Origin of the sequence: Pseudarcicella hirudinis (genome assembly GCF_900115665.1) — a bacterium.
GTDB classification, from domain to species: domain Bacteria; phylum Bacteroidota; class Bacteroidia; order Cytophagales; family Spirosomataceae; genus Pseudarcicella; species Pseudarcicella hirudinis.
Map to the genome: position 1 here is coordinate 1 of NZ_FOXH01000007.1, position 18,908 is coordinate 18,908.

12 protein-coding genes are annotated in these 18,908 nt (G+C 37.1%); 4 read left to right on the top strand and 8 right to left on the bottom strand.

The features are described from left to right. The 4 genes from BM179_RS13305 to BM179_RS13320 all read right to left on the bottom strand — a co-directional run. Positions 1–4,913, bottom strand: a 4,913-nt coding sequence (locus BM179_RS13305; RefSeq protein ID WP_143095223.1) for an Ig-like domain-containing protein, incomplete at its 3' end; no start/stop codon positions are given. Positions 4,914–5,101: 188 nt separating this feature from the next. Beyond that, positions 5,102–5,413, bottom strand: coding sequence for a hypothetical protein (locus BM179_RS13310; RefSeq protein ID WP_143095224.1), 312 nt, complete (start codon positions 5,411–5,413; stop codon positions 5,102–5,104). 337 nt (positions 5,414–5,750) lie between these two features. Then, the gene (locus BM179_RS13315) at positions 5,751–6,248 is read right to left on the bottom strand and encodes a phage tail-like protein (protein WP_092017628.1); all 498 of its coding nucleotides are present in this window, start codon (positions 6,246–6,248) and stop codon (positions 5,751–5,753) included. 1,921 nt (positions 6,249–8,169) lie between these two features. Continuing rightward, entirely contained in the window at positions 8,170–8,673 is a 504-nt protein-coding gene (locus BM179_RS13320; protein ID WP_092017630.1) for a hypothetical protein, read from the bottom strand. A 488-nt stretch (positions 8,674–9,161) separates the two neighbouring features. On the opposite strand from BM179_RS13320, the gene BM179_RS25080 reads away from it, so the two are divergent. Further along, entirely contained in the window at positions 9,162–9,350 is a 189-nt protein-coding gene (locus tag BM179_RS25080; RefSeq protein ID WP_143095225.1) for a hypothetical protein, read from the top strand. A 244-nt stretch (positions 9,351–9,594) separates the two neighbouring features. On the opposite strand, the gene BM179_RS25345 is transcribed toward BM179_RS25080, so the two are convergent. Beyond that, positions 9,595–10,110, bottom strand: coding sequence for a helix-turn-helix domain-containing protein (locus BM179_RS25345; RefSeq protein WP_177219400.1), 516 nt, complete (start codon positions 10,108–10,110; stop codon positions 9,595–9,597). Positions 10,111–10,588: 478 nt separating this feature from the next. On the opposite strand from BM179_RS25345, the gene BM179_RS13335 reads away from it, so the two are divergent. Together BM179_RS13335 and BM179_RS13340 are read left to right on the top strand one after the other, a co-directional pair. After that, on the top strand, positions 10,589–11,278 hold the full coding sequence (locus BM179_RS13335) for a LytR/AlgR family response regulator transcription factor (protein ID WP_092017636.1): 690 nt from the start codon (positions 10,589–10,591) through the stop codon (positions 11,276–11,278). A 102-nt stretch (positions 11,279–11,380) separates the two neighbouring features. Further along, complete coding sequence (locus tag BM179_RS13340; RefSeq protein ID WP_092017638.1) at positions 11,381–13,303, top strand: tetratricopeptide repeat-containing sensor histidine kinase; 1,923 nt, start codon at positions 11,381–11,383, stop codon at positions 13,301–13,303. 85 nt (positions 13,304–13,388) lie between these two features. Here the strand turns inward: BM179_RS13340 and BM179_RS13345 are convergent, their stop codons facing one another. Together BM179_RS13345 and BM179_RS13350 are read right to left on the bottom strand one after the other, a co-directional pair. After that, positions 13,389–14,285, bottom strand: coding sequence for a hypothetical protein (locus BM179_RS13345; RefSeq protein WP_092017640.1), 897 nt, complete (start codon positions 14,283–14,285; stop codon positions 13,389–13,391). A 175-nt stretch (positions 14,286–14,460) separates the two neighbouring features. Beyond that, positions 14,461–14,928: a hypothetical protein gene (locus tag BM179_RS13350; protein ID WP_092017642.1), complete on the bottom strand. Its 468-nt coding sequence runs from the start codon at positions 14,926–14,928 to the stop codon at positions 14,461–14,463. Between the two features lie 1,076 nt (positions 14,929–16,004). On the opposite strand from BM179_RS13350, the gene BM179_RS13360 reads away from it, so the two are divergent. After that, positions 16,005–17,213: a site-specific integrase gene (locus BM179_RS13360; RefSeq protein ID WP_092017646.1), complete on the top strand. Its 1,209-nt coding sequence runs from the start codon at positions 16,005–16,007 to the stop codon at positions 17,211–17,213. A gap of 222 nt (positions 17,214–17,435) precedes the next feature. On the opposite strand, the gene BM179_RS13365 is transcribed toward BM179_RS13360, so the two are convergent. Beyond that, positions 17,436–18,884 carry a sigma 54-interacting transcriptional regulator gene (locus BM179_RS13365; protein WP_092017647.1) on the bottom strand — a complete coding sequence of 483 codons (1,449 nt, stop codon included), beginning with the start codon at positions 18,882–18,884 and terminating at the stop codon, positions 17,436–17,438. Positions 18,885–18,908: the final 24 nt, after the last annotated feature.

Below are 18,908 nucleotides of genomic sequence, written 5' to 3' on the forward strand. Positions count from 1 at the left end.
GGACTAAAACCTGTCAAACTCGTTGTCGTTTGAAGCGTATTCGTCGAGGCGTTCGCACAGGCTAAACTTTGATCTGCTCCCGCTACTGGCTTAGGTTTGATTATTACCGAAACTGTATCAGAACAACCATTCAGGGTATAAATAAACTTATACGTTCCGGCTGCACTCATGCCTGATACTGCTCCCGCATTCGTCACTGTCGCTGATGCCGGGTTGCCCGTCTGCGCTGACCATGTTCCGCCTGCAGGACTAAAGCCTGTTAAACTTGCTGTCGTGGCTGGAGCACAAATGCTTTGATCTGCTCCTGCTACTGGTTTAGGTTTGATAATTACCGAAACCGTATCTGAACAACCATTCAAGCTATAAATAAATTTGTATGTACCTACAGCACTCATACCACTTACTGCTCCCGCATTCGTTACTATGGCTGCTGCCGGGTTACCCGTCTGCGCTGACCATGTTCCTCCTGCTGGACTAAAACCTGTCAAACTTGCTGTCGTGGCTGGTGAACAAATATTCTGATCTGTTCCTGCTACTGGTTTAACGCAGGCTACATTGATGTCTTCGTAATCATGATCGTCTTCATCCTGCGTCGGATTATTCTTGTGATCTTCGTTAACTACATCATCTTTTGGCGTACCGTCGTTACTTGGGTTGCTATCAGGCGTTGAGTCGATATCATTAAGATTATTCGTATTATTCGCTCCACTGATCTCCGCAAAGTTTCGGATGTTGCCTGTAAAACCTGCATTCACCGTAAACTTAATCGGAACCATCACGCTATCTCCAGCTACCAGACTCGCTATCGGCGTATTCAACGTAGCATTGCTGCCAGCTGCTGTCCAGCTTGCATCTGCTAAGGTCAAGCCCGCCGGAATGTAATCTACCAGGCTTACGTTTGTAGCATCTACATTTCCTTGATTGTATACTTTGATGTTAAATGTTACTGTTGAACCAGGCAATACCGTCGGATTTTTAGCCCCATTTGGTAGTACCTTACGTAAGGCCAAATCAAAAACCCCTGCACAGGTAAACGTTGTATCTTTACTGGCAGAACATCCGTTTAGGGTAGCAGTAATAGTAGCGGTAGTTCCGGAAGGAATACCTGTTACATTATTTCCACTTACTGTACCGGATGAAGATGTAATGACAGCTCCGGCTGTAGCGGTAACTGAAACAGAATAAGTACGATTGGCAGCACACTGAGGCGTTCCTAATGTGATGGTCGGGCGTGGTTTTACGGTAACAGTCACCACCGCAGAATCTTTACTTACACATCCGGCCTCACCTTTACAATGTACAAAATATGTTGTAGTTGTAGAAGGAGCAACTTTATAACTAGCAAGGGAGTAATCAGTTGACCACTCATAACCGTAGTTTGATCCACAACCGGTAGCGGTAAGTACCACTGAATCTTTGGCACAAATGGTTACTGATGAATTCGCAATCACCGGAGTAGGGGGATTACAAACAGGTTTACAATGCTGATATATCTCTGTTTGATTCATACAACCAGCTGCCGAAGTCACTTTAATAGTTGTCAGCACATCACTGGGAATTCCCGATATTGTATTTCCTGCAACCGTACCCTTTGTACTGCTAAGCGTTGCGCCCGCAGGCATTGTTACTGTTGCAGAATATGTTTGCGTCTGAGCATCACATGTCCCTAAAGCAACTGTAAATTGAGGTAATGGATTAACCGTTATCTTTAGTTTAGATGTTGCACTACTACACTGCGCTGTACTACATATTGCATAAAAAGTAGTATCACTCTGAGGACTTATTTTGGTATTACTAAGTTCTATAGTCAGCGTACTGTCGCTAAACCACTTAAGCGTCCCTGCAGCACAATTGGCTGATAAGGTGGTGCTATCATTAAGACATATAGCAAGTGGTGAATTAACCGTTGGTTTCTGCACGCCGGGTGTTACGGTAATCACGGCGGGTGTACCTGCACTTTTACATTGATTAGTTACACATACTGCATAATAAGTAGTAGTAGCCGCAGGACTTACTGTTGTTGAGGTGACTTCTGTACTTAAACTACTATTACTATACCATTTCAGAGTGCCTGTTTTACACGTAGCCGTCAATGTGGCTGAAGTACCCGCACAAATTGTTGCTCCTGAAGCTACGGGAGCCTCCGGTCCTGCCGGGTCTTTTATGCTGACATTTACTTTATTTGAAGTACATGAACTCTGGGTAACACTTATATCTGTATAGTCCCCAGCTGTTAAATTTGATATTGTGTATGAAGAAGATGTCGGAGTAATACTAACGGCAGGCTGTGCTACACCATTTTTAGCATAATTCAAGGTATAGTTTACTCCTGCAGTAAGTCCGGTAATTATTATTTGTCCGTCTGTACCTGCACAGGTGCTGGTATTTACAGCTCTGGCTTGAATAAGGGTAACTCCCGGACCAAACAAGCTGGCTGTAAGCGCATTAGAAGAACACACTCCCTGTTTTACTACTATACCTGTATATGCTCCTGAGCCAAGAGAATTTATAGTGTAAGTGAAACCAGTGGCGGTAAATGTTCCTCCGGATACTGTCACACCATCTTTTACATAAAACAACTGATATTGCTGTCCGTTGATAAGTCCTTTAATGGTAATAGAACCGTTTGCCTGACCACAACCTGTTGGCTGAACGACAGCCCCCAGCATAATGTTCAGATTCCCCGGATCATCAAGGGTTGCTGAAAGACGGTTAGACTCACAGTTTTGATCTATTATGTGAATATTGGAATATACTCCTGATGTTAACGTACTAATCGTGTAATTACGGTCACTAGTAGCAGTATAAGTAAGTGGTGTTTGCTCTATACCATTCTTGCTATATAAAATAGTATACGTTTTACCTGGCGCCAGACCTGTTATAGTAATCGCTCCTGTGGAATCGCCACAGGCCCCCGGATAACTCAGAGCAAGAATATCAATACGAGGAGCCCCGACATCATACAAGGTCACGGTTGTCTCATTCGAAGAACAGGCCTGAGTATCTTTTAATTTTATGGTGTATGTCCCGGCAGTGAGTCCATCTATCATACGACCCACTGGTGAACCTACCGGGTTGTCGAAGGTGATGGGCGTCTGAGGCACTCCGTCCTTAGAATAATACATGGTATAGGTTTTCGGCGAACCAAGCCCCTGTACATAAATTTTCCCGTCGGTACCCTGACATACAGTAGGGTTATATGGATAAGCAGAAATATTAAAAGGTTGCGGACCATCCCCTAATACAACAGTCATCGTATTAGACACACAAAATCCATTTGTAAGTGTAATCACAAATGAACCTGCACCCGGATCATCCCATCTAAAACCTGTGCTGTCAGCTGAAAAAGAGAAGGGATGTTGGGCTACACCGTCTTTTTTATAACTTACGGTATAAAGACTGCCCGGGGTAAGACCGCTAATATCAATATACCCCGCTTCTCCACACACGGCAGGTGTATGAGCAATAGCCGTAAAAGTAGGTTTTGCTGTATTGAGTACCGTTAGCGATACGCCATAAAGTGGCCCAGAAGAACATCCTGACCCATTATTGGTTACATTGAAATTGTCATATGTAGCCTCTGACAGACCAACAAGTGTTATACAGCCCGAACCATCAGCGGTCAAAGTCTGAGGAGTCTGAGGTCTATTGTTTTTATTGAATTTTACAGTATATGATACATTCTGTATAAGATTACAAATCTTTATCGTTCCGTTTGGAGAAGTACAACTCGTGGCGTCAGTTTTAGTAAAATCAGATTGTGATAAAGATACACCTCCGGCTTTCATAGTAACAACCACTGACGATGTAGGGCTATGACATCCTTTTGAGTCGAAACACCTGGCATAATAGGTAGCGGTGGCTGATGGTTTAATTGTATTGCTGATTCTGGTAGATAAATTACTATCGCTATACCATTCGATACTTGAACCAGCTGAAGAACATGTACCTGGAAGAGTAATGGTTTCTCCCGGGCAGACAGACATAGGAGTGGTAACCGGCGCTGCTGCACGGGGATTGACCACAACCCTAAGACCTATAATATCACTTCCACAACCGTTAGATCCTACACATTGTGCATAATAGGCCGTGTTCGTTACTGTAGGGTTTACTGTAATACTATTTGAAGTACCAATAACGGAACCACCATCTTTCATCCACCGAATAGAACTCCCTGAACAGGATGATGAAAGTGTGACACTTTCGCCTGTACAGATTGTTTTCCATCCAGGATTAGGGGGAGCTGCAGGTTTGGGATTAACTGTAACGGTGACAGGTACCCGCGGAGTCTCACAAGGAACATTTGCATAGGGTGCATAGTAACTTCCAGAAGCCCCAAAAGTAGAATAACAAGTGGCATAATAAGTAGTGGTACTACCAGGAGCCACGGTTGGATTACCGTTTGCGAAGTTACCACCATTTGAATCAAACCAACGTAATGTACCTTTTAAACAACTACCCTGGAGTACAACACTTTGACCTTGACATATGGTCTTATTGGCTAAATTATCGGGGCTGATTACACAAATCCCCATATTCTGACGACCTGCACTACTCCCACACATGTCCACAGTTTCTCCCGCATGACCAGTATTAACATATGCAAGAAATGGACCGTAACAACCGTGATCCCCCCCGCAGTAAGTGGCATTAGCAAAATCATAATAAGAGCCATTGACGTCAGGACGCTTTTTGTGAGCGTCTATACAAAAGCCAATCGCATACTTGGGTATGCCAGTATTCTGCATCCATACAGCCTCATAATCATGTACTAACGGCTGGGGCCAACAACTTTGATTTTCTGCAATCTGACCTGGCCCCAATATGACTTGAAACCGCTGAGCCTGCGTTGTATTTGACAAAATAACTGCCAACACAAGCGTCAACAGCCACAAGTAAAGCTTTCTGTTCATAATAATTATTATTCTCTTTGATTTTGAGTAATGCTTAAAGATATTTCAGCTTGTCACTGCTCTGTCAAAATTGTTGCCTTCCCACTAAACACTCCGGTAGAACAATCGCTGAAACCATTCCTGATATTATAGGAATCATAAGTGCCTTTTGTAAAATCTGTTACCTTCACATCTCCGGCAATATCCGCCTAAGTAACCCATGCCTGCAGCGTTCCGTTAAAGTTATTGCTGATTATATCAGTAGGGTCTGTTACTGTACCAGGATCTCCGCCCATCCATGCTGTGGCTATAGATATTCCATTAGGAATTATACTACCTCTATTCAATATACGTAAACGTATACCTGAATCTACCGGGAAAGTAAAACCCCGATTATCCGTATCAACATAGCGCTTGACGTAGTCGTTTATATGATGGGCATTGTCTGCTCCGGAATAAGTAGAAGTAACTACGGCGCGGAAATACCCCTGCGGTACTGTGCGAGTCGTAGACCAAAGCATGGCCATTCTGAGCGATAAAGTGTCAGGGTTGACGCTTTCACCACTTGTCGGCACTTTATTACCTGTATTTCCAAAACCCAGTATAGATAGCAATAGCCAACATAATACCATGGACAGGCAGGAAACTAAGGTAACTCTATTTTCCTTTGTACTATTTTTGTACATAATTTTATTTATTTATGGATTATGAGGGTTATATCTTTTACTGCCCGAGGTATATATAAGTATTTACAACCATACATATGGCTGTCTATTATCTACAACTGTGCCTGTAAGTTATTGGGGCAGTTCCACTCAGGGTGTGTATATATTATTACCGCCCGTACCTCCGAATGTCTCAAGTACCAGTTTTAAGAACCCCGTTTTTTGCATCTGGCAGATTACCTGTTATGGCAATACTATCTGCCATAGCTTGCGCACTGGCAGATAGGCTGGAAAGAGTTCTCCCTTCTAAAGTGCACCTTCCGTTATAGTCATTCGTGCGGAAAGATTGTTTAAGATCACCGATTACCGGCAATGCTCCGGTTTCTGCATCATCAGTAGAGAATATTCCAACCCATTTACTGCCATCGCTGTAATAAAAGCCTGGAACAATATTTCCGGAATTAGCTGAACTATAAATCCTCATAACCTCTACATGAGAACCAAGCGGATCCGAAAAGATTGTAGAAGTACGATACACACTTGGCACCAAAAGACCATTGTTGGAGGCTTTTATCTCTGATGCATTCAGATTATCAGGATTGGTACCATTTTTCATCTGAGCATTTATAGTTCTAACAGAAATCCAAAACACTGCAAAAAAGCTAATAATATGTAAACTGTATTTTTTCATTGTGTTAGTTGGTATACAATATAAAGTTTACCCCCAAATTAGTTTCGACATAAACTCAATTACCCGATATCTCATACATTATCACTCACCCTTTGGATGCGCTTTTTCTGACTACAGACTATTTATATTCCACTGAGTCATGCAAAACACCGACCGGGAGTTCGACGAAACAAAATCTGACGTTTTACTAAGTACGTGTCTTCCCTTTCTCAAATCTGATAGGATTGAACACATAGAGCTAATACCGGACAAAATTCTTCCAGCAAGTCGCAGATAAACTGAGGCTTGAATTTTGAATTTCAAAAATGAGGTTATCTTAGTTTTGGGATACAAGAGTATAAAAAACTCTTATATAGCAAAATCAACCTGGGGATGTTAAGGTTTTTATCATATTTATTTTCTTTTTATGGATTATTTATAATGTTCCTGCAACCACATAGGCATATAGGACACATAGTTTTTTCATCTCATGCTTCTGCGATGCTGACCAGAGTATTATTTCAGCACATAGAAATCATAGTTTTAGTTATTCCTCTTATTTATACTCTCTCATACGCTGTAAGATTCCGGGTAAAAAAACAGAACCTCATTATGGAGTAGCCTGAATAAGTGATGATTTAAAGGAGAGTCAGAACAATCAGATTTTGTTTTGAAATGATTCGTCCATTTACCCCTAACACAAATCAATAATCCGGCCATAAATAGTACAAAAAAGACTAATTACTTAACAAAAAAGACAACCTTTACTGATATATAAAGGTAACCGTTTAGAAACCTAAAAAATCTCTTTAAAATTTTCATTTTCTGCCACTTTCAAATCAGCGATGATTCAAAAAGAAGGAAAATTTTGTCCTTTTATTGTTAGACAACTTATATACAACTAAATCAATAATCCGGCCACAAATAGTACAAAAAAGCCTAATAATTTAACAAAAAAGACAACATTTGCTTATATACGAAAGTACCCGTTCAGAAATCTAAAAAATCGCCCTAAAACTTTCATTTTCAGCCCTGTACAAATCAGTGATGATTCAAACAAAGGAAAAATTTTACCCTTTTTATTGTTAGGTAAATTATATCCAACACAAATCAATAATTCTGCCACAAACAGTGCAAAAAGGACTAATAATTTAACAAAAAAGACGACATTTGAAATACAATGGATTTAGGTTCTTTTGCTATAAAAATCTTCATCATTAATATTGCATAAGTAGCTAGCTACAATCTATCCAATGAAAATGTAAAAAGGCTATTCTCGTAGTCTTTTTGTTGATTACCGGAAAATATCTGTGATGCGGTAAGCACATAGAACCATTGCAACCTCATAGACGCATAGAAACAACCTGATAGTTAAGTGTAACACAGCCACGTAAATGAGGCTGAACTATCCTAAAAGATGTATTAACAGCAATTTTCCAACACATAAGTATAGATAACACAATAGCATAAAAAAGAGGATCATTTCTATCAAATGATTCATCAGATTCTGTATTTTCCTTCTCATTTTATTTAACTGACTAGATTTATACCTTACACACAATAAATATCATAATGCTCAAGAAGTCATACCCAGCATCGCTGAACAGCATATGAACAATTAAGAGAGTGTGTTAGAATAAATAAGGAAGATGTGGCAGCATCTTCCCGGAAGAATTAGAGCTGATTAAAGCTCTAACAAATAAGCATAACCTTGATCCGGTTATACCTGGCGGGTGTTTTAGTGATAGACTAAAACAAATATGAATAGTTTTTAATTACAAAGTTATGCTACTGGTTGTTTTTAGGCTTTTCTGTTAAAAGATTAGGCTGAATTGCTAACTTTTGCAACCACATAGGAACATAGTTCCTCATTATTCCTTACTTTGAACTCTGCATTGCTACCATATAGGAATATAGGACACATAGGAATCATTATAATGACCTAAATATTCCTGACAGTCTGCAAAACAACCTGCTGGGCTTCGACAAATCCGATACCGTAATGTCGTTTATAATATTCAGTGCTATGCCATCTGTGCTGGTAATCTAAAAAATGTTTGTGCCAGTATTTACCGTTTTGGAAAGATTTAAATTTACTGCTGTAAATCGTTCCCTGGAATAAAGCATGAAAATCATCCATATCAAGACACAATCCTTCCGTCGGAATAATAAAACTTTTAGAAAACATTTTGACTATATTGAAAAAGTCTAAAATACGCACGGCTCCTGTTTCAGTTACCTTTCCGTGTAAATAATAAACTTTTGGCAAGACAAGCAAATGATATTCAGACAATTGTAAAACGATAGCCGAAGAACCCTTTTCATCGTTGCATCTGACAAAATATATCTTTTCCGGATTTAAGTCCATTATTTGTTCTATATATTCCAGCAATTCCGTATTCTCCGGGCTGTTATCTGTAAAATAATTCTCTAATATCTGATACATTGGAGAAGCTTGCAATCTCTCTAATCCAGTTAAAGAATCTTCCTTATTATGTGATAATCTAAAGATCCCTCTAAAAAACTGCCAAATGTTATTTATTGCATCTGACAATGATCTGTTACAAAAACCAATTGTTGCTGATATCATATTTGTCAATATTTGATAAATGTATAATCTGATTTATAAACCCGGGTTAATTGACTCGTATCTACAAAAATGCTTCCCCTTAAAAAGAGGAAGTATTCTGAAACCATGTTAGTTTGAGCATATGATTATGAATAATACTTGAAAACAACAAGCCATTAAAAAACATATATGCTCACAGATAAATAGGACTTATTATTTGTTTTAGCAAAGGATTATAATACAGTTAAAGCTACCTGGTTTCAGCTCTGACTTTTTAAAAAACACCTGGAAACTTTCCTGATTTTCAGGTGTTTTTCACTTTCATAAAAATCAAAATTCTCCATAATCTCTTTAAATATTGTCGGATGACCTCTGGCATTCAGCTGACAGCCATCTTCCAGAAAACAGTTCTGCTTATTACACGAAATGATTTCAAAAGAATCCATTACATTAAAACCTTGTTTGAGACCCTCTTCCTGAGAAAATTACCTGTTCTCTCCCGGATCGGAAATGGAGTAAGCAGCAATACCGTTTTTGTCATTTTAATGGTGTAAAATAATCAACCTTTACCTTCCCGCACTCTTTCATCAGACGATTCACAATTCTTTGGACAATGCCTTGCTCCGCTGCTATGCCATAACCAGAATTTTCATTAATTATCAGGATATATCTCATCTGACATTCATTATTAATATTGTACCTAAGTAAGAAACATAATCTGCTGTTTGAAAAATGTTTTTCTTATACCCTACTAATACCAGTAGAATATTACCATAAAAGCCTTTACTATAATGATCATCATATCAGATCAGAAGGCGAACAATTATATTTTTGCTTAAAAAAGCGTGTAAAAGTTCCGGGATGCCTGAAACCTACTTTATAAGCCACCTCAGTAACAGAATACTGACTTGTTTTTAGCAAATCAATCGCCTTGGTAAGTCTGGCCTTTTGAATGTATTGATATGGACTGTCGCCAGTCACGTTTTTGAATACCGTTTTAAACTTAGTCATACTCATTCCTACTTTATCAGCCATTTGCTGTATTGAATATCGTGACTTGGTTAAGTTGGCAGTAATGAGCAATAACAACTGTTCGATTTTCCTGACATCTTCCGGAAAAATAGTTTCAATAGAAAAAAGCTCTTCTGCAAAATGGAAGAGGAAGGTTTGTCCCCACAGTATAAGAAAGCTTTGTTTCTGCGTTACACATTTATAGTTCACCTCAAAATCATCAATTAGTTTCTGAGCCAAAACAGAATAACGCTCGATATTTATACGTAATTCACTTAAATTGTTTCCCAACTGGGATTCCATATTGTTAGCTAAATAAGATAAGTGCTGGAGGTTTATGTAAAAACCAAAATAACAGAATTTACTATCTGAGGAATTCTGTTTTTTATTACGTACATTAGTGATAATGACAACGATTGCTTTTGGATTATTTAAGCAGGGTGTATTTATCTGAAACGGAAGCATTGCTTTAGTATCAGAAATATACCCAAACCAACAATCATTATTGATGTTGATCATATCACAGAAGATACTATCACGTTTCCATTCATCTGAAGAAAGATCAGTGAATTCAAAATTTAAGGTAATGTTATCGTACATCTATTAGCAGTTATTATATATATTATCATGGGTTACCTTTTATCAACAGGCACTTAGCAATTCAGACAAATTGTTTGACAAAAATGTCTTTTATACTGCTAAGTAAACTACTGAACCAAAATATATTGGTGATTTTTGTCGTTTTTTGGGTGATTTATGAACAATAACTACCTATTAAAATATGTCATATATTATTGTTGAAAATGATTTTCTGTATGCAGAAAGAATTAAGGTAATTCTTGCTGAGGCATTTGGCGCCGATGATATCTACGTATTTGACAATGTGAAAGAGACCCTGGCATTCTGCCAAAACCATACTCCTGAAATTATTATCTGCGATATTTTCCTGGAAGGAAACAAGACAGGTCTTGATTTACTGGACGTCTTGCGTGATCAGCATATTCCGATCGTTATGATGACCTCATCTGTCAGTCCGGAGTTTTATGAGATAGCCAAACAGATAAAGCATGTTAATTACTTAATCAAGCCAATCCAGGCTCTTTCATTAATATCTACCATAGAAAAGCTGCTGAATGAAACCGGTACATCTCCAAAGGAAGACGGGTTATTTGTGAAGGGCAACCATAATAAGCATATTAAAGTACTTTTTGATGAAATATTATGGATAGAAAGTGAAGGGAACTATTCTACCATTGTTACAAAAACAAAAAAATACACCCTTAAACAGCCCTTAAAAAACCTGATAGTAGTTTTAGATGATCGATTTGAAAGATGTCACCAGCGGTACCTCGTTAATTTAAATCTTATCAACTCCCATTCTCAGGATCTGTTACATATTGAAAGTTTTACAATACCTCTTGGCCGGACATTCAGATTAAAAATTCTGGATCGGCTGGCAGCGAAGAAATAAATTTTGTTTTCAGTTACCCCGAGCCTAAGCAAACCCCACAAACACCTCCATAGTCAAGGGATCTGTAAAATTTATTTAAACCGAAACTAAGCTTATCAATGTATGAGAAAATGTAAATCCGCAATCCATGTCCTCATTTTTACCATCGTTTATCTGATCTCTTCTGAGGGAATCTGTCAATACATTCCATTTCAGGATATTACCGTAGTAACCAATGTTGATAGCCTTGAAAGGCTAATGAAGAAGCAGAGTGGTCAGCAAAAACTATTAAGTCAGTTAAGTCTTGAGAAAAGTTATCAGAATTGGTTTCGCGAAAAAAGCAGAGAGCCTTTCGCCCCGGAGAAAAACAGTTTTAATAATTTTCCAGCTTTACGTAGTCATCTTTCCTATTTTCTGGCATTAAATACCCGAAATCAAAATGATTTCAAAAATTCATTCCCATTGGCATTAAAAGCCTATCGTGAATATAAAACACATAAAGATACCACAGGCATGATTCATGCATTATTGCTTATGGGTATTGTCAGCTTTACAAGTGAAATAAAAGGGGCTATCTACCATCCCCCCTATTTCATGGATGCGTATAAACTAAGTTTAGCAACGCATATCCCGGAAGGAAAATTAATGGGAAAATATGCCCGAATCAGACAGTTCGGATCAGATTCACTTCGTTTTCATTTGCCGGAAATTATAAAGCTTTGTCGTGAAGCACTGCTTGATATCCAAAAGAATGGGCATTGTATTTTTCTTAACCCATTGTTCTATAGCACAATCTCTTTTGCATATGGTGAAAACAAGGCATATGGTTTATCCATTCAATATCTTATCAAACAAAATAAATTGCTTGAAAGTAAGGGGATTCCGCCCTCTATTCATCACCTGAATAATTTAGCTTATACCTACTTAAAGCTCAAAAAATATCCTCTTGCCCGTAAATATTATGAAATGGCTTTAAACAGAGTCTATTCTGACAAAAGCTATAATTATTATGAAACTATTTTGTATCTTTTTAATAGCTATCATGCTACATTGGTTGCATTGGGTGAATATAAAGAGGCGAGTAAGTATGCCGACAGCATTTATGTATATTCTCAGAAAAATAAAGTTTTTGAGAACAGCAAAAGCATTAATGAACTGGTAATTAAATATGAGGTAAAAAAAAAGGAAGCGGATGCTCAGCTTCTTCTCAAACAAAAATCAATTGCAGAATATAAGAGTAAGCTATACCTGGTCAGTGTGCTCTTGCTGCTATTGATTTTTCTCGTTGTTATGGTGGCAACAATAAAATTGAATCAGAGTTATAGAAAAATCAAAATCGCTAACCAAGAAATATTACATTTCAATAAGCTAAGAGAGTTCTTCTATAATATTATCGCTCATGATATCAGACAGCCGGTATCTGCTTTTCACGGAGTTTCTGATACAATTATTCATTATTTAAATACAAAAAATTACACTAAGATTTCGACCATTGCACTAGCCGTTGATGAGTCTGCCCAGACGCTTCAGGTTTTATTAGATAATTTATTGCAATGGGGAATTTATGGAAGAGAAAAACCCAACAATCCTGAAAATATTTCACTGGATCTTATTATTAATGAAACCCTGAAAATTTACAGATTTACCATTGACAGGAAGAGTATACATGTCCCTTTACTCTATAATAAAAATCTCATGTTATTTGCTGACAAACATGGCATTTTTGTTGTATTAAGAAACCTGATCGGTAATGCAATAAAAAGTATTAAAAACAACGGAAACCTGATTATTGAAGCTTATGATGATTCTCAAAATCAAATTGTTATTAAAATCTCTGATAATGGGGTCGGGATGGACGAAGATACATTAGCTATCGTCAGACAGGTTTTAAAACAACCTGATTCTGTAAAACCCGGTGAGCGTGGAATGGGCTTAGGACTCTTTCTGATCGGACATTTTGTCAAACAGAATAATGGCGAAATCGAAGTGCGGAGTTCTTTAAACAAGGGGGCTTCTTTTATCCTTCGCTTTCCTTCTCCTCAATAATTACCTGTATAAATGCCTTCGTTTGCTGAAATACAAACGAAGGTGGGATAATTTAACAATGTTGTTTCAGAGATAATCAGCATTTCTACTGGCAAACCTTATAGGAAGCTGTATCATCTTTAAACCATTGACTATTTGGTTGAGAAAGGCTGTTCACACAGATGGTCTGAATATTATTTGAAGTACAGGACATATAACTTAACTGTGTGTTTTGGCTGACATTCATATTCGTTAAACTATTGTGCTCGCATTTTAAAAATTGTAATTCATTATTCTTACTTACATCCAAACTCGTTAATTTGTTGGAGTAACAGTATAATTCCTTTAATGCAGAACTCTTACTTAAATCTATGCTTATCAATCTGTTATAAGCAAAATCCAAGTATGTTAAGGCAATATTTGTACTGAGGTTCAGAGTTGTAAGTTTGTTATTGGAACAGATTAATCGGGTCAAATTGACAAAAGCGCCAATACCTTGCAAATTCGATATACTATTACCACTTACATTTAAGGTAGTTACTTTCAAGGCATTTGCTTTCAACAAGACACCGTTTTGAGCATCATCAATTTTAAGATTGACTAAGGCTCTCTCAAAATTTACATCCGGAATAGCAACATACGAGGAACCAACGCCTGTTGTAATATTAAAGTTAGCTGAGGAGGAAGCCCTCTTGCTGTCAAAAGCAATTACCCGGCCTTCTATCTTAACCTTATTACCTGCATTCTTAATTATATAGGTAGTATCTGTAAGATTTTTCACTAAGGTGTCTTTATACACAACGGTGTAAGTTACGGGATCTCCGTCAGGGTCTTTGGCTTTTGCCCAGTTTAGTATCACACTAACACTATCTGTAGCTACATTCGGTATTACGGTAAATGAGCCCGGTGCTGAATTAGGAGAAGTATCATTATTTTTCTTACAGGAAGCAGCAAATACACTCAATAAAAGAGTGAAAGAAAAGAATGGAACTCTGATTTTCATAAATTTGAGAATTGTAAAAGGTTATTTGCAGTTATTAATTGTGAAATAGATCCTCAATTAAAATTCCGGAGAAAATAGCTGAAGCCCGGCAGTTGAATTACCGGGCATTCACACTGATTTTTCCAAATAAAGTAAGAGGTAAGAGAAATTATAATGGTAAGCTGAGATTGAACATTTAAGGATTCACCAGCAACAATTCAACTGTAGTATTACTTGCCTTAATATAAGGCCCATCAGTTCTTAAGCTTAAAGTTGTTTCTGTCGGTTTAGTAAGAATATTAAATTTCAAAGTGCCTCCTGTTCCGGTAGGAGCGCCGTCAGTACTGGTCAATGCACTTAATGTTAAAACAGATCCATCTGTTGAAACAGCGTATGTTCCTGTAAACTTCTTTCCATCAAAATCAGTCAAACTTGCTGCAGGAGGTACACTCAGATCCAGTTTATATTGCGCATATCCCTGCTTTTCGTTTGTCGATTTTGTTTTATCATATTTTACGCCGCCATCCCATTTAACGATGCTGGCGGTCCAGACTCTTTTAACTAAATCAGAAACGGAAGGATCTACAGATTTTGACCCGCATCCCGAAAGGATTACCGCCGCACAGAAAGCAAAAACACTCAAAAATAAATCTGATTTTTTCATAGATAAACCTTAATTAAGTAATCAATAGTATAAGGGCGATACTGTCTTAAAATTATACAACCTGTAAATTTTGTTTTTCCAATAGATACTTAACGGGAAACCGTCAAAAAATATTAACCCATCATGTTCAATATGTCCGTTTTGCTAAAAAAAATGTCCTTTATGTTAAGAACTTCTTTCCCCTAAAAGAAAAAGCCTGATCCCAAAAGGAAAAGGCTTTCCGCTTAATATTAACACACTAATACATAAATCTATGTCGAGCATATTGCTGATATAGATTTTAACCACTCATCAATCGAAAATCCGATACAATATACTCTGTCCGCCATTAAGGCCTTTAATAAATTGAAGGTCTGAGATAAAAGCTATTCATATTCATTAAAAATATGTCGAAGCATAACAACGGATCTCATTTATTCAGAGAAAAGAGGGCAAGAGAGGAGTCATCACTCTGCCCTCTGTAAACACCAAAATGAAACCTCCTACAGAAACATCTTGCATTCCGGGCAAAAGTACCCGGCTTTGCAGTAATTTTACAAATCCGGATCCATAATAAGTCTTTTGTGTTATAAGAAAAGACTTTTCGGCTAATAATGATCTCCAAAACAATATCCTGGATCAATTTTACAATAAATCTGCGTAAGAATTTATAGTCTCCGATTGGCAACTTCCGTAAGGCTACAGGAGAGATTATGGAATGAAAAAGAAAGTCTTTAGACTCGATGAATTGAGCAATATGCTGATCTTAAAACGGGAAGTTGATACTGCAACTCTTGTCTGCAAAAGTTAAGATACGGCTAGGAAGGGAGCCATAAAACATGACTAAAACAAAAAAGCCCGACAATCTGCAAAGATTATCAGGCTTTTTTGTTTTCAGCGGTCCGGACGGGACTCGAACCAGCGACCCCATGCGTGACAGGCATGTATTGTTTGTTTTTATTTATATTGTTATATTTTTAAATATCTGATTTTTAAACATTTATATTTGTTTATTATTTTAGCTATTTGTATTTAATTGTATTTTTTTGCTACATTTGTTTAAACTATGTTTAAACCATATAAATCAAAAATTGTAAATGGCTTCTATTGATGTGCTTTTGTACACCTCCAAAGTATTAAAAAATGGGGAACATCCTATTATGGTTCGATTGATTAAAGACCGAAAACCTAAATATATCTCTGTGGGTATGAGTTGCTCCAAAGCAATGTGGGATGATAAGAAAAATTTACCTGCTAAAAAACATCCTCTTGCCACTGAAATGATTATTAAAATTGAGAAAACAAAAACTGATGCAAGGCGACTTTTGATGCAGTTAGAGGATGAAAAGGCAAGTTTTACTGCTGAAGAATTCACCAAGAAACTTAAAAACCAAAGTAAACGTATAACAGTACTTCAGTTTCTCGATGAGGTAATAACTGACCTGATGAAAGCAGATAAGGTAGGCAATGCAAACGTTCATAAAAATTTAAAGAAAGTACTTGAGCGTTTTAGAAATCAAAAAGACTTCACTTTTTCCGAATTAGATGGTTCTTTTTTGCGAAGGTTTGAGCAAGATTTCAGAGAAAGAGGTGTTTCTGAGGTTTCTATGAGTGTACACTTTCGTACTTTGAGAGCCTTGTACAATAGAGCAGTAGTAGTAGATTTTGCCAAGAAGGAAGCAGACCCTTTTGTTGATTACAAAATCTCTAAATTCAACACTAAAACGCAGAAAAGAGCTATCAAAAAAGAGGATATTGTCAAAATAGCTTCTCTCAAAATTGAAAAAGGAACGAGACTTTATGATTCTCAAAACACTTTTCTTTTTAGCTATTATTGTTCTGGAATCAACATTAGTGACATTATCGAGCTTGAGTGGACGAATATATCCCCAGATGGTTTGATGGAGTACGAGCGAAACAAAACTCACCAACGTCAAGTGGTGCAACTCTTACCACCCGCTAAAGAAATACTCGCATACTATCAAAAATATAACGTAGGAGACTATATATTCCCGTATCTTGATAAGTCGAAACATAAAACTATTCCTCAAATTACCAATCGTATTAAGAAAGTAACAAAGCAGATAAACCAAGATTTGAAAGTGCTAGCAGAAATGGCAGGAATTGAAGCTAACTTAACAACCTACGTAGCGAGACACACGTTCGCAACGGTTTTGAAGAGAAGCGGGGTCGAAATTAGTAAGATTAGTGAACTGATGGGGCATGAATCAGAGAAGGTGACAAAGGTTTACCTCGATTCATTCGAAAATGATGAACTGTATGAGGCTACTTTAAATTTATTGTAAGAAATATCGGACGAACAAGCAAATATAAAACTTAGGTCTATGTTCTTGTAGATTGTTTAATTAGATATTTCTTTCAATTGTCCAGACAGTGTCTGAACAATTGAAAGAAATGCAATCTTACTATTCAAAAACCCTACTTTTACGCTTGAGTTTTTATCATTTTATGATACTAATTCAATTTAAAAACTCATGGTCAATTGTAGCAATATAAATTTACGGTAATTAACCAATCTCTATTTCATACTCCTTTATTTTACTTTTAAAAGTATTTATTGAACGATAGCCGATAGCTTCACAAGCCTTTGCTTGATTTCCTTTATAAAAAGTTAAAGCTTTGATAATAAGGTCTTTTTCTGTCTCTTTAAGGCTAAAAGACGAGCGATTATTTCCAGATTTATGTAATATTTTTCTTGGTAAATCTTGTAGTTGAACTTCTTTATCACAAAAAACATATAGATTGGTCATAACGTTTTCTAATTCTCTGACATTTCCTTTGAAAGGATAATCTATCAATTTCTGATATACTTCATTGCTTAATTTTAGGCGTTTGGGCTTTTTCATTTCTTTCTGTATTTTTTCCAGAAAGAAGTCTATAAAATTCCTTTTTTCTGTAATCCCTCTTTCTTGAAGCATTGGTAAAGAAAGTTCTACAACCGACAAACGATAGTATAAATCCCAGCGAAAAGTGCCTGCTTCACACATGGCTTCTAAATCTTTATGTGTTGCAGCAACAATTCTAACATCTACTTTTCTGACTTTGGTTGCTCCTAATGGCAAAATCTCGCTACTCTGTAAGACTCTTAGTAGTGATTGCTGCATAAATGCCGAAATATCTCCTATTTCATCCAAGAATATTGTTCCTCCATTCGCTTCGTCAAACAAGCCCTTTTTATCTTCTTTGGCATCGGTAAATGCCCCTTTTACGTAGCCAAATAACCGTGACTCCAAAATGCTATCGCCTAAAGCAGAACAATTTACAGACACAAATGCCTTTGTGCATCTATTACTAACCTTATGAATATACTGAGCCAAATGTTCCTTACCTGTACCGCTCTCTCCTCGTATCAAACAAGTTACTTTATCTGTTTGGGCAATTAACCTTGCTTTTTCATAAATGGGTTTAATGCTTTCAGAAACTAAATAATCTGTACTAAAGGTATCTTTCTGCTGAATTTGCTCCGAAATAATAGCAGACATTGGTACACTCGATTGGTCTATGGTTAATTCTAATAAATCTGGAGCTTTTTTACCACTAAATTTACCTTCTCGTGTTTGGAATAGCCTTGTCTTTAGTCCAAGCGATTGATGACAAACAAACCATGATAACTGCATGGATGAAGTGCCAGGCGAAAAGAAAATATCTATTTCATCGTTGGCATATTCCAACAAAAAGGTTTCCACTTTAGTCTTGATTTCTTGAAAATCAATCACGTCAGCGATATTCATATATCGTTTATTGACTTTTCTCTCCTTGTACTTCTTAGCAATCACTCTCACTAATTTATCTAAAAAAGGGTCTCCGTCATTAGCGTCTCGGGTAGTTAATAAAATATGTTCATCATAATTTTCAAAGAAGTAATCGTGAAATGCCATTGTAGGGCCATCGAGCTTTACTTCTTTGTCTTTGTCAAAATCATTATTTTTTGCGTACCAAGAAATGAGTATTTTCATGTCAATATTTGATATTATAAATTA